The sequence below is a fragment of the Pseudoalteromonas sp. SCSIO 43095 genome, assembly GCF_023650455.1.
GTDB classification, from domain to species: domain Bacteria; phylum Pseudomonadota; class Gammaproteobacteria; order Enterobacterales; family Alteromonadaceae; genus Pseudoalteromonas; species Pseudoalteromonas tetraodonis.
In genome coordinates this window covers 170,897-184,003 of sequence record NZ_CP087996.1, presented here as the reverse complement: position 1 = coordinate 184,003, position 13,107 = coordinate 170,897, and the positions used below count along the sequence as shown (strand labels likewise).

Here is a 13,107-nt window from a genome sequence, read left to right as displayed (position 1 = left end):
AGGCTAGTATAAAAAAGGCTGCGAATGCAGCCTTTAATTTAATCATAAGTATGATGGCGGGTGACGCTAAATCGGTTGAGGATTCGATGCACTACATACACTGCGCTTAAGCTTACCGTAACCGCAACCGCCACCGAGCTAAATCGATACAAAGCACTGTATATTAAATCTTGCCCTGGGCCCTAACGACTGACCAAATAAAATGCCAAACGTGGTTAATACCCCAAACCCAACACCCGGTGGACCACCACCTAAAATATGAAAACGACTGAATATAAAAGACAAAATCCATAATATAGCCACCGGAAAAAGCAAAACGTCGGTATGATTATACAAAAACAACTGCGAAACCAAAGCAGCATTACAGCCTATCAGTGTACCAATAATACGTTGCCAACTTGCGGTGCCCGCTGCCTTAAAACACAACGAAAACAAAATTAAAATAGACGCCGCTTGCGCCGAAATTGAATCTTGTAAATCAAGTACCTGAAAAACTACGAATGATAAAGTCGCAACGCTAGCGCATAGCAACACCTCGTGACGAATACTTTCTTTGTCCTTGTGTGGCACAGCGCGCATGGGCCGCGCTGTCACATCAGGAAACAAACCATGCATCAAGAGCGCAATAATAATAGTAATAAAAATAGCCATACCATTACTTAAAATAAGCGGGTAAATGCTGCTTGCTTGATCAACATGGCTGGCAAAGTGCAACTGAATCGATAAGCTCACCGCACCTAACGCACCAAATAAAAACGCGCCGCCACTACTCATTAAATAAAATAACACGCAAAAACTAGCAAAAATAATGAGCGTCATTAACACCGGTAAGTGTGAAAATAAGCCCTGCAGAACAAGCACAATAAACGCACTGTAGGCAGCACTGGCAACAAATTGACGGATCACACCTTTGTTAATACTTGGCACTAAACCCAGTAATAACATAGGGTAAACTGTAAAAAATATCCCATTTGGCCAATTCATTAACTTACATAAAGTAAAACCAATAGTGCAACCACCGGCAATCCGAAGCGCTTGGCGTAAGCCATTTGAATCGAGTTGTGGAGCTTGGCTAACATGTTGTGTCATTACTCGCCCCACTAATAAATGTAATGTAACCAACTAATAAAGCGGATCTGTACTGACCCCAACCATTGGCCTATTGCCGATTGTGGGAGTAACTGCACGGTAGCACGCGCACCACTGGGCATATTATTTATAAGCTGAGTGTTATTTGGTAGCACTAAATGAATACGCTGGCGCTGAGCGTCACGAACCCAGCGGTTGCTGGTTTCGGTGGTGCTAAGTAATCCATTCGCACTAAGTTGCCCGTCACTGACACCGGCCTCAAAAGTTTCAATTTTAGCGTCGAATACTTCACCAGGTCGGCTATCAAACACTACTTTTGCTAAACTCCCAGGCTGCATATTTAATAGTGACTTTTCACGAAAATCAGCCACTAAATCTGCTTTTTTTGCCACAATAGCAAGTAATGGCTTACCCGCAACCGCATAGGAACCCTCAAGTAACTGTAAATTAGCCACTACACCATCGCTTAAAGCACGCACTTGTGTATAGGATAAGTTAAGCTCGGCTTGCGCTAACTGATTGGCCGCATGGCGCAGCGCTAAATTATTTTGCCCCGAGTCGCCACGCGCTAAAACAGCTTCAGCAAGCTGTGCTTCAAAGGCAGCTAAATTAGATTGACTTGCTGCAAAGTTAGCACGAATGCTTTCAAGCTCTTGCTCCGAAATAGAGTTTTGTTTGTAAAGTGTTTCGCCACGCTTTTTTAATAGCTGCTGCTCATGCAATTTAGCGTTAGCTGCACTTATTTGTGCCTCCAACGCTTTTACATTGGTATCAAGGCGTTTATTTTGTAGTTTGGCATCATCAAGCGCGAGCTGTGCTTGTTCAAGTGCCAGCTGATAGGTGTTTTTATCTATCTCAAATAATACATCACCCGCTTTAACCGCTTGGTTATTACTGACCAAAACATCGGTAACACGGCCATTTATTTGCGGTGATATTTGCACAACCGGATGATAAACCCGTGCCTGTGGCGTAACCGGCAACCATACATCGGCAACAATATAATAAAAAAAGACAACAATAAAACCAACAAGCGAAACTTTAACGTAGCGGGCAAATTTTTGATCAGGTGTCATACTTATTTATCTCCAGATAAGCTTGCAATACAACGCCGCGCGTTTTCTTCCATTTGCACTAAACTGTGCGCCATACCATCAAGTTGCTCAGTACTTAAACCGGCATATAAACGCTGTTTAATATCGCTTGTTAGCTCTTTTAAATGTTCTAATAACTTTATACCCTCATCGGTAAAGTACAATTTTTTACTACGTTTATCGTGTTCATCAACTTGTCGAATAACCAGATTTTGCTGCTCTAATTGCTTAATGGTGCGCGTTAATGAGGGCATTTCAATACCTAAACTAGTCGCCAGCGCTTGCTGCGTTGCTCCTAAGGGTAAATGATATAAGTGGATCATTGCCGTCCAGCGTGACTGAGTTAAACCTAGCGGCTCAACCGCCAGTGTCACCGCTTCTCGACATAAGCGGTGCACTCGGCCCATATTGCCGCATAAGGTTAAATCGAGTGTTTCATGAAAAGGAATAGTGCTACTCATAGGAACTCTTACTTGTGAATATACGGCAAATTTTAGCATTAGTTAGCAGGCTAAGTAAATATTTGGCATTTTAACTTCACGTAAATAACCTGAACTTTGGTTAAGAGATTTACTAACGTATTGAATCAAAATTGATATTTATGTTTATTTTCTCTAGCCAGAGATTTCCAGTGAAAACAAGGCGAAATTACGCGTCAATAGCTCGCCTATTGCAAGTAAATTCAACGTAGTTAGCGCTGTAAATAGCTGCTTGAGATAGATTTATTATCCAGAGTTCAGGTTAAATAAGTATTATTTTGATAAATAAGTGCGCAGCAAGCTTTTCTAAGAAAGTATAAAGCTTATTGTTCATTTCACTATAGTCATGACTTAAGAGCTTTTCGGGCTGTTCAACAAAGCGGTACATTGGTTAAATCATCGTTGGCAATGAGGAGGGTAACCACCTCGGTGGTCAATTCCATGTAGCATTGAAAACCAAAGACTAAATCGCTATAAGCGACTATTTGCCTTGGACAACCTTCGCTATTGGCAATAATACTGGCTGTAGTAGTCAGCCTGGCATATCGTTATGCCAATGCCCCACATTAAGCTCACTGCCAAAATGGCTGAATAACGGATGATTCAAACCTGCATCAGTGAGGGTAGTCGCAAACTTACCAATTTCCTTTTCTGGACTAGGTTGATAAGCCGCGCCTAACGCTTCACCAATTAATTGCGACCCCAAACAAACGCCCAACTCTATTTTGTTTGCCGTGATCATGCTGGCAATAAAGGCTTGTTCTTTTTTGCTATCAAAATAGGCGCATTCTGCAAGCTATATAGCGGGCGATTGTGGCCCACCCATTACAATTAAAAAGTCTATATCATCAGCATGTTGTGGTAAGTGTTCAGCTAAATAAATACGGGTATAAGACAGCGTATGACCATTCATTTTAGCCCAAGCTTCATAAGCGCCTGGCGCTTCAAAATGTTCATGAATAATAAAGTGAATGTGCATTATCGCTTCCTTAAAATATTATCTTTTTAATAAGTAATGGCCACCGGATATAAGTGACCATGTAATAGCAATCAAAAATTAAGTAAATTAGCTGGAGAGTATTGATCGGTTAGCACCTTAGTACCACTTGGCCAATCTTTACCATCTTTAGTGAAAAACATACGCTGGCTAATTGCCTTTATATCTACTCCATAAGGAGCAAGTAACGGAGCTAGCTGCGTCACCCGCTGTGCTATTTGTTGCTCTGTAGGGATATTGCTATAACCAGCCAAAATAATACGATTACTGTTATTATTGGCTGTTACATTAATAAAATCGCCAAATACCGCATGATAGGTTGCCGACTCATGTTCATAGAGTTTACTTGATGAAAACGTGTTAGCAGCAACAATTCCGCCTTCAGCTAATACGCTTTTTATCTCTTCAAAAAACTCTTTTGTGAGTAAGTGCTCAGGAATGTAGTCGCCATTAAACGCATCCAAAATAATCCAATCAAATTGCTGTTTTTTAAGCGCCGCACGTTTAATAAAAATACGCCCATCTTGCACTTTAGCAGTTACGTTATCAGTTTCTATAAAGTTAAAATAATCGCGCGCCACTTTAATTACCGCAGGATCTATTTCTACATTTTCAATGTGTGCCTTTGGGTATAGCTCATGAATCATATTAGAAAGCGTACCGCCACCTAAACCAATAATGAGCACTTTTTTAGGGTTATCAATCAGTAACAAACTAGAAAAAGCCAGCTTAGTGTAGTTAAACACGAGTTTTTTAGGGTCGCTAATGTACATGCAACTTTGGCTGCTTTGTCGGGTTTTTTCATCAAACTTTAAACAGCGTAAATCGCCAGTTTCTTCAACAAGTAGATTTCGATACAAGGAGCGCTCTTTATGCACAACATTAGCTGCACTGTATGATGAAAACAGTAGCGCCGTAATACAAACAAACAGGGATTTAAACTTAAGCATAAACGGCCTCTCGTACTTTAAGTTTGTCAAAGGTAATGGCAATTAGCCCAAGCGTGCCTAATACACCAGCAAAACCTAAAATAATCGCGTTAACATCAAACGCCAATACCATATAAAAAGAGGTAATAATGGTGCCCAGTGCGCTGCCTAAGGTACTTACAAAATAAAGGCCACCTGCCACTTGGCCGCTGCGCTCACTGTTTGTAACCAGCAAACGTACGGAGTAGGGCGAGATCATGCCTAAAATAATGGTGGGTATAAAAAATAACGTGGTTGAGGCGAGTAACGAGCCATAGCGACTGTCTTCAATATGCGAAAAAATAAATGCCATAATTGGCTCAGCATACAAAGCAATGGGTAGTACCATAATACTGGCAACTAAAAAGATTAACCCATATTTGGTCAACGAAGGATGACGAATAGACAGCTTACCCCCCAGTAAATACCCAAATGATAAGCTAAGCATAAATACAGTAATAATACTGCCCCAGATATGTACACTACTGCCAAAGTAAGGCGCTAAAATGCGCCCACCTAATAGCTCTATTCCCATAATACTAAAGCCACTACTAAACGCTAAAAAGTAAATTAATGCATTTGTTTTTGTTAACATTATATTGTTCTTATTGTGTTATTTTTACCCATCTTAACGTGATAGCTGCATAGTCGCTAGTGTAAAAATTAGACGCATACATAGAGCGCAAAAAACATTTTGTTATAAAGTAACACATGCTATAGTTTAAGTTATAATATAACATTACCAAAAGCATTTTATGAAGTACTTATTAATTTACTTAGCCTGCTTAAGTGCAAGCGCACAAAGCATTGCCCAAAGTCAACCAATAGAGAAAATTGCGGTTACATATAAACAAGCTTACCGAGGCGATATTCCTCAAAAGCAAATGCCACAATCAATCGAAACCCTCGATAACGCGGTACTTGATCAAAAAGGAATAACTCAATTACAAGATGCGCTGGATTTTTCTGCCAGTATTTCACGTAAAAATAACAGTGGCGCGTTATGGGATAGCTTTTCGATTCGTGGATTATTGGGTAACGAAAACATGCCATCGGGTTACTTAATTAATGGTTTTAGCGGTGGGCGCGGATTCAGCGGCCCTCGTGATGTATCAAACTGAGTACATTGAAGTATTAAAAGGTCCAGGCTCCGCACTTTATGGCCGCTCAGAGCCCGGCGGTACAGTTAATATCGTGACCAAAAAACCTCAATTTGAGCAACAGGGTGAGCTAAAACTTAGCTTAGGTAGTGATAATTTTAACCGCGTTGAAGGTGACTATACAACCAGCATTTTTAACGTCTAGTTATTTATAGTTTTTCATCCAAAGCGTCTTAATGTAGTGGTTAAGGCGCTTTTTTTGGATAATAAGTAGCTGCTTACCATCTTTAAAGATACTTTTACTTTTTTAGGTAGCTATCTTGTTTATAACATTTTAGGTACGCTGCATTTTAAATTATGTTATAAATATTACACTAAAAATACAGCGACTCCGGTTAGATTAAAGGACAAAAATCAATGGATAAAAGCAGCAATAATGTCTCGTTAATTATCTTTCTTATTACGGCATGTTTATTGTTACCCTTTCTGGAGAGTATGCATGGTGGAGCGCTTTGGGGTTTGAATTGGCACTCTCCAAGGCTTATGGATACATTAAGCCATAATTTACTTTATATAAAATTGGTGTTGGTAATTACAGGTTTAATATTACTACTCGCCAAATCTGAAAAAATTAAAAGCATAATTAAAAATAAAATCGCTCAGTGGTTGTTCTTTATCATTCTTACATTAGTCGGTGTAATACAAATTCCTTTTTTGTGTTTAGGGATTTTATTCAATGGTTCTTCATTATCAACCCCTGATTATATTCATAAACAAAGCACGTTTACTGATCGTACTATTTATATTTACACCGCAGACCCTGGCGCGATGGGGAAAGCCTACCATTATGCGTATTTAAATTGCCCGCTAGCATTTGGCCGTTATGAGCTAAAACAAATTGCTAAACTCAATTGGATGCGCGAATACACTTTTTACATTGAAAAGAATAACCTAATAGTAATTAATAAAGATCCTGCTGGTTTAACGCATACTTTCGATATGAGTGACGTAACCTGTTCGAGCTAATACCTCCTTTTTATAATTAGCTTAGGTTTCTGGTGTTGAATACGCATGCCTTAAGTGCCTTTAGTAAACCAATATTGATTTAAGCGCACTCTTTTGAAAATGTATGAATAGTGTTATTGAAAGATATGAGCAGTACAAAGACCACGGGGCGTAAACCCCCTTTACACTATAGCGCAATACGCAGTGTTTTTAGTGCTTTATATACCAATCAGCTTAGACATAGAAAAATTCAATCCGTTAAATTATTCAGATATTTATACTGATTGGTATATACACAACTTTTAATATTAATTAAAACTGATAGCTTATCCGAGCCGAAACATTACGTCCTGGTTGGCTATATTGGCTAAAATCAGTGCCTTTGGATTGACCAGCAATAAGTTCAAACGGTACGTACTCTTTATCGAGTAGGTTAAGTAAACCTACATTCATTTGCCATGCTTGCCACTGATAATTTGCATATAAATCAACAACACCATAGCCGTTACCTTGTGTTGTTTTATTACCATTAGTATCAAGTACTACATCAGACTGCGCCTTAGCTAAACGCCAAGCAGCGGTCCAATTAACATTGCCAAACTCAGTGCTTACCAATATAGAACCATTTAACGGGCTAATACTAGTGAGTGGCTGGTCAGAGTCTTTGTTTTCACCATCTACGTAAGCAACATTGGCCTCTAATAAAATATCGTCGGTAACATACATAGCAATACCAGCTTCTACACCGCTGATCTGGGTTTCGCTAATATTTTGATATTGGTAAAATGTTTTATTTACATTAGGAATATAAGTTGGTTCAACACCCGCAATTGCCGTTTCGATAAAGTCATCATAGGCAGCATAAAAGGTACTTAGATTTACACTAATATCGCTACTTGCGTATCTTAATCCGATCTCAAATGAGTCACTGCTTTCAGGGTCTAAATCTGCGTTTGGTAATATTTGATAAAATGGCTCAACACCATGGCTTTGATAGGCTTGGTCGTGTGGCGGTATTTTAAAGCCTCGAACATATTGCCCATACCAAGATAAATTATCGTCTACCTGATAAATCACACCCAGCTTTGGTGAAAATGCAGATTCGGTAATATCATCAAGCTCGGTGTCAGCGTATAGCGCATCTTTTTTAGCTTCAAGTGCATAATAATCGTAACGAATACCCGCAACTAACGACCAATCAGTCTCATTAAATTTAATACTGTCTTGCATATATACACCAACTAAAGAAGTATCGGCGCCAGGAAATGCTTTTTGTTTTTCATTCGTAAAATCAACAGTACCATCATTTAATACACGGGTTTTTAAGCGTGGTCGTGTTGTATCATATAAATCAATATCGATTCCATAAACAAATTCATGCTTGGTATTTTCTCCTTTAATTTCCTTATTAAATACCGCTTTTAGGCCTAAAATATCTTGCTCAAACCCGTAGTCATTATAATCAATGTAATTTCTAGCCGCGCTTATTTGGTCACTTTGTTGCTCGTAACGACTATAGGATAGTTGCCCATACCATTTATCAAATATGGCTGTTGCCATATTTGAATCATAATCGAGTGCAAATGAGATATTTGTATCTTCGTCTTCGGTTTCTTGAATGGATGGAGTGATTACTTGCTCTGTCGTTTGGTTAAAGTAATCTAAGGTGTACTTAAGGGTTCGTTTTTCATCAAATTTTTGCTCAACTTTAAGTAGTAAAGCGTCCGAGCGGGCATCGTAACCTGGTAAATTTTCAACGTAATTTTGTACTTCTTCACTATCGCGATGGCTATAAACAGCGCTAATAGCAAAGTCACCTAAATCTTTTGCTGCTGTAATATCAGCAGCAACCTGATTGCTTTGGCCTTGGTAGCCTAACGCTACTTTTACCAAGCTTTGTTGATCCACTAAATAATCACTTGGATCTTTAGTTGTTATTACTACAATTCCCCCTAGTGCATCAGAACCATATAGCGATGATGCCGCCCCTTTTGCAACTTCAACTTGTTTAACACCAGCAACATCAAAGTAGTTTCGACCCACTAAATAACCGCCGCCGCCAGCGTAGCCATCGTTTGTGCGTCTTCCATCTTTAATAAAAACAACTCTATTGCCACCAACACCCCGTACAGTTAATGTTTGCGCGCCTGCGCCACTGCCAGTACTTGAGATACTTGGATCATATTTAAACATCGTTTGTAAATCTACAGCTAGTTGACGCTCAATATCTTGTTCGGTAATCACCGTTACTGAGCCAGCCACATCTTCTAGCTTTTGTTCAAAGCGAGAGCCACTAACCACAATATGATCGTCAATAATATTTTCGGCCAGTGCGCTACCAGAGCTAATTAACAAAGAGGCTAATGCTGTAAATTTAAAAGAAAAGGGATTCATCTCCACTCCAAATGATAATAGTTATTATTTACTTTTAAATGTTACAACTAACCCAAAATAAGATCAATTAATTATGATAATCATTTTCATTTAGATTAAAGTGGTTATAATACTAAAAAATAAAATCGGAGTTTGTTATGAAGTACCTCATTTTTTTTCTGGCTTTAGCCACTCAATCAGCACTCGCTAAAGAGCGTGTGATCAGTGCTGGCGGCACATTAACTGAAATAATCTACGCACTAGAAAAACAAAATAGTTTAGTAGCGGTTGACCAATCGAGTATGTATCCGCAACAAGCAACACAATTGCCACAGGTAGGTTACTATCGAGACCTAGCCGCTGAGGGAGTGCTTTCAATGCATCCAACTGCGTTACTTGCACTTGAAGGTGCAGGAAGAGAGCAGGCGCTCAAGCAAATAGAAGCGACCGGAGTGAAGGTTATTCACTATAAAAAGCCGACTTCTGTAAATGAACTACTTGAACTAATTAAGCACCTTGGTAGTGATTTAGATGCAAACCTAAAAGCTCAAAACCTAATTACTAAAATAAAAAAATCGTTACCTAATAAAGTAAAAACACAGACTCACAACGCTTTGTTTTTACTTTCAGCTAATGAGCGTGGGCTCGTCGCAGCAGGACAAGAAACGGTGCCCAACTTACTGTTTAACTATGCGGGCATTACCAATATAGCTGCTACGCATACAGGCTTTAAAGCAATTAACAGTGAAGTACTGGCTGTAAATCAGCCCGATTTTTTAGTAGCGCCAGCGCATGTTGTGCAAAGCCTTGGTGGTAAACAAGCCTTTTGTAAACAGCCTACACTTCGCTTATTAAAAGCAGCGCAAGAGTGTCAATTACTGGTCATGGACAGCTTACTTTCACTGGGCATATCGCCGCGTATTGCAACTGCGATTCAAGCATTGCATGAGTATAAAACACGCTTATGAGCACGTTAACTTTGAATCGTTTTAACGCCATAACACTGAGTAATCCGCATAAGTGGATGCTATTAAGTTATGGCTGCATTTTTGCTTTAGCATTACTTAGCATAGGCTATGGAGCGGCAGGGTGGGATTGGCGTTTAGCGATTGCATGGCTAGCTCCTGAACATTTTAGTCAATTTGATGCGCTACAAATCAATGTGGTTACACAAATACGCCTGCCTCGTTTTGTCCTTGCAGTGATGGTGGGTTTAGTACTTGCACAAACAGGAGCTGCAACTCAAGCGCTGTGTCGTAACCCGCTTGCTGATCCTTCTATTATTGGTATAAGCGCAGGCGCTGCAATGGTCGCGGTTGCTTTTATTGCTCTTAGTGCACAATTTAATTTTAACGCCCAACACTACTTACCTTATGCCTCATTTTTGGGCGCACTATCAGTAACATCGCTGGTATATTTAGTCTCAAAACAACAAAAACAAATTAATATAAATACACTTATATTAGTCGGTGTCGCCATTAATGCATTGGCATTCGCTGTTATTGGATTATTAAGTTTTTATGCCGATGACAGCGCACTGCGGTTAATTAACTATTGGACCATGGGCTCATTAGGCGGTGCAAGCTGGGATAATATAAAACAGGCGAGTCCTTTGCTATTACTGAGTCTTATCGGGCTATGGCGATTAAAAGAGCCAATGAATCTACTTCTTATCGGTGAATCACAAGCCCAATACTTAGGAGTGGATACCAGCAAGCTTAAATTATACGTCATTATATTAGTTGCATTGGGCGTAGGTGCGGTGGTTGCGCTAACAGGTTTAATTGGCTTTGTTGGTTTAGTTGTCCCTCACATCGCACGCCTCATGGTTGGCCCACACTTACGGAATATGCTGCCACTTTGTATGCTTTTAGGTGTCATAGTGTTGCTACTTTCAGATTGGTTAGCACGCTTGGTTGTTATGCCTGCGGAGCTGCCGATAGGCATTATAACGGCGTTACTTGGGGCTCCCCTGTTTATATATTTGATCATTAAAAATAAGCGAGATTGGTCATGATCACGTTTAACAACCTCAATATAGGCTTTAACACGCATCGTGTTTTAGAGGGTATTAGCGGCAATATCCAAGCAGGACAACTTGTCGCTCTGATAGGCGAAAATGGTGCAGGTAAATCAACCTTACTGCATACTTTGGCAGGCATGCATCCCTTTGAAGGAGATATACTATTTAATACCAAGCCTTTGCATTCATTTTCTAAAGAGCAATTAGCTAGCAAGCGCGCTGTAATGATGCAAAGTAACCATGTTGGCTTTGATTTTAGTGTATTTGAACTCATTGCTATGGGTCGCTATCCCTATACAGAGTCTCTTAAAACACAAGCCAATAAAGTTCAAAAATATGCCTCACTTATGGATTTAACCCATTACCTAACACGTCGAATGAGTGCGCTTTCGGGCGGCGAACAACAGCGTGTTCATATGGCGCGCACATTAGCCCAACTAGATGCTTTTACTGCGCAAACTGAGCCTAAATTAATGTTACTCGATGAGCCAACATCAGCGCTAGATATGCGTCATCAACATACCTTACTTAGCTGTGTTAGAACCTTTGTAGAGCAAGGAAACAGCGCCATTATTGCTATACACGATCTTAATTTAGCAAGCCTTTATGCAACCAACGCTATCTTATTACACAACCAAAAAGTGCTGCAAAGCGGGTCTATAAATACCGTTTTAACAGCACAAAACTTACAACAAATGTACGCCATGAAATTGCACGTTAACCCTCATCCTTATAACGATGCGCCCATGGTTTTTTCTCAACGTCAGGAGTTTTCATGAGAGAACAAGCATTAAACGACGCACGCACGCTCGTTTTTAAAACCCATGCCGGCGTAATGTCGACCATTTCAAATAATTTACGCGGCTATCCGTTTGGCTCTGTTACACCTTATATGTGTGACGAACAAGGCCGCATCTACTTTTTTATTAGTGACATAGCTCAGCACACCAAAAACCTAAAACAGGACTCACGCATGAGTCTGACTATTTTTGATGCCGCCGATTATGGCGATCAAAACGAACATGGGCGAGTAACACTTGTAGGTGATGGCTCTATTGTGGCAAAAGAGCAAAGCGAAGTGCTACTTGATAAATATATAGCTTTGTACCCTGAGGCTGCAAGCTATCGCAATGCGCATGATTTTCAGCTTTGGCAATTAGATGTAGTGCGGGTGCGTTATATTGGCGGTTTTGGAAAAATATTTTGGCTTGAGCAAAACGAGTGGCAAGCTCAGCCTAAAAAGTGGGATGAAAGCCAGCAGCAAAGCATGATCACTCATATGAATGAAGATCATCAAGATGCTATGTCGCTCATATTAATGCAGCACTATAACGTAGCCGATAACACCCCAATAATGAGCGGCCTACTACCCACAGGCTTTTATATACAAAGCCACAAGCGTAATTACTTTATTAATTTTGCGAACGAGTGCGATAGCCCATTAGCCGTGCGAAAAGCACTTGTAGCCCTAACAAATCAAGCACGAAACAGCTCAAACCAACTAGCGGAGACAGTATGAAAAAATTAATAGCCTTACTCAGCACTACACTGCTACTGAGTGCCAATACTGCATATGCAGACGAATGCACACTAAATATAGATGCAAACGATATGATGCAGTTTTCAACTAAAACACTAAGCGCCCCTAAAAGCTGTAAGCAAGTGACTGTAAAGCTTAGTCACACCGGTAAATTACCTGCTAATGTAATGGGCCATAACTGGGTGCTATCTACTGAGCAAAACATGCAAGGTATTATCACAGATGGCAACGCTGCAGGGCTTAGCAACCACTACATAAAGCCTAATGATAGTCGCGTGATTGGTGCTACAGACATTATTGGCGGCGGTAAAAAAACCGAAGTTACTTTTAAAACCAGCGGCTTAACCGCCGGAACCGATTACACTTTCTTTTGCTCTTTTCCTGGCCATTACGCCATGATGAAAGGCACATTTACGCTTAAGTAAATATTAAAAAGTGT

Annotated in this window: 11 protein-coding genes and 3 pseudogenes; 7 read left to right on the top strand and 7 right to left on the bottom strand. The window is 40.0% G+C overall.

All coding sequences use genetic code 11. The annotated features are described in order from the left end of the window. Positions 1-38 precede the first annotated feature (38 nt). The 6 genes and pseudogenes from LOC50_RS15235 to LOC50_RS15205 all read right to left on the bottom strand — a co-directional run bounded on the left by LOC50_RS15235 (position 39) and on the right by LOC50_RS15205 (position 5,222). Positions 39-1,089: pseudogene (locus LOC50_RS15235) on the bottom strand (DUF2955 domain-containing protein). An 11-nt stretch (positions 1,090-1,100) separates the two neighbouring features. After that, positions 1,101-2,165 (bottom strand): HlyD family secretion protein, encoded by a 1,065-nt coding sequence (locus tag LOC50_RS15230; RefSeq protein ID WP_036983582.1) that lies wholly within the window; start codon positions 2,163-2,165, stop codon positions 1,101-1,103. Between the two features lie 2 nt (positions 2,166-2,167). Next, entirely contained in the window at positions 2,168-2,644 is a 477-nt protein-coding gene (locus LOC50_RS15225; protein ID WP_069439037.1) for a MarR family winged helix-turn-helix transcriptional regulator, read from the bottom strand. Between the two features lie 280 nt (positions 2,645-2,924). Then, positions 2,925-3,641 (bottom strand): annotated as a pseudogene (locus LOC50_RS17535) (glutamine amidotransferase-related protein). A gap of 71 nt (positions 3,642-3,712) precedes the next feature. After that, a complete protein-coding gene (locus tag LOC50_RS15210) occupies positions 3,713-4,609 on the bottom strand; it encodes a spermidine synthase (protein ID WP_036983581.1) in 897 nt (298 codons plus the stop codon). Continuing rightward, positions 4,602-5,222 (bottom strand): fused MFS/spermidine synthase, encoded by a 621-nt coding sequence (locus tag LOC50_RS15205; RefSeq protein ID WP_036983580.1) that lies wholly within the window; start codon positions 5,220-5,222, stop codon positions 4,602-4,604. The genes LOC50_RS15210 and LOC50_RS15205 overlap by 8 nt, the downstream gene beginning before the upstream one ends. 160 nt (positions 5,223-5,382) lie before the next feature. Here LOC50_RS15205 and LOC50_RS15200 point away from each other — a divergent pair. After that, positions 5,383-5,920: pseudogene (locus tag LOC50_RS15200) on the top strand (TonB-dependent receptor plug domain-containing protein); the annotation flags it as partial. A 326-nt stretch (positions 5,921-6,246) separates the two neighbouring features. Beyond that, on the top strand, positions 6,247-6,753 hold the full coding sequence (locus LOC50_RS15195) for a hypothetical protein (protein ID WP_250654114.1): 507 nt from the start codon (positions 6,247-6,249) through the stop codon (positions 6,751-6,753). Between the two features lie 291 nt (positions 6,754-7,044). Here the strand turns inward: LOC50_RS15195 and LOC50_RS15190 are convergent, their stop codons facing one another. After that, positions 7,045-9,126: a TonB-dependent hemoglobin/transferrin/lactoferrin family receptor gene (locus LOC50_RS15190; protein ID WP_250654113.1), complete on the bottom strand. Its 2,082-nt coding sequence runs from the start codon at positions 9,124-9,126 to the stop codon at positions 7,045-7,047. Between the two features lie 137 nt (positions 9,127-9,263). Between LOC50_RS15190 and LOC50_RS15185 the strand changes: the two genes are divergently transcribed. Genes LOC50_RS15185 through azu form a run of 5 tightly spaced genes read left to right on the top strand, consistent with a single transcriptional unit; the run spans position 9,264 to position 13,093 of the window. Next, positions 9,264-10,073, top strand: coding sequence for a heme/hemin ABC transporter substrate-binding protein (locus tag LOC50_RS15185; protein WP_069439032.1), 810 nt, complete (start codon positions 9,264-9,266; stop codon positions 10,071-10,073). After that, positions 10,070-11,122, top strand: a complete 1,053-nt coding sequence (locus LOC50_RS15180) for a FecCD family ABC transporter permease (RefSeq protein WP_024602445.1) — start codon at positions 10,070-10,072, stop codon at positions 11,120-11,122. The genes LOC50_RS15185 and LOC50_RS15180 overlap by 4 nt, the downstream gene beginning before the upstream one ends. Continuing rightward, entirely contained in the window at positions 11,119-11,907 is a 789-nt protein-coding gene (locus tag LOC50_RS15175) for a heme ABC transporter ATP-binding protein (protein WP_058155591.1), read from the top strand. The genes LOC50_RS15180 and LOC50_RS15175 overlap by 4 nt, the downstream gene beginning before the upstream one ends. Further along, positions 11,904-12,647, top strand: a complete 744-nt coding sequence (locus LOC50_RS15170; RefSeq protein WP_090495265.1) for a HugZ family pyridoxamine 5'-phosphate oxidase — start codon at positions 11,904-11,906, stop codon at positions 12,645-12,647. The genes LOC50_RS15175 and LOC50_RS15170 overlap by 4 nt, the downstream gene beginning before the upstream one ends. Further along, positions 12,644-13,093: an azurin gene (azu, locus tag LOC50_RS15165; RefSeq protein WP_036983571.1), complete on the top strand. Its 450-nt coding sequence runs from the start codon at positions 12,644-12,646 to the stop codon at positions 13,091-13,093. Before LOC50_RS15170 ends, azu begins: the two co-directional genes overlap by 4 nt. Positions 13,094-13,107 lie beyond the last annotated feature (14 nt).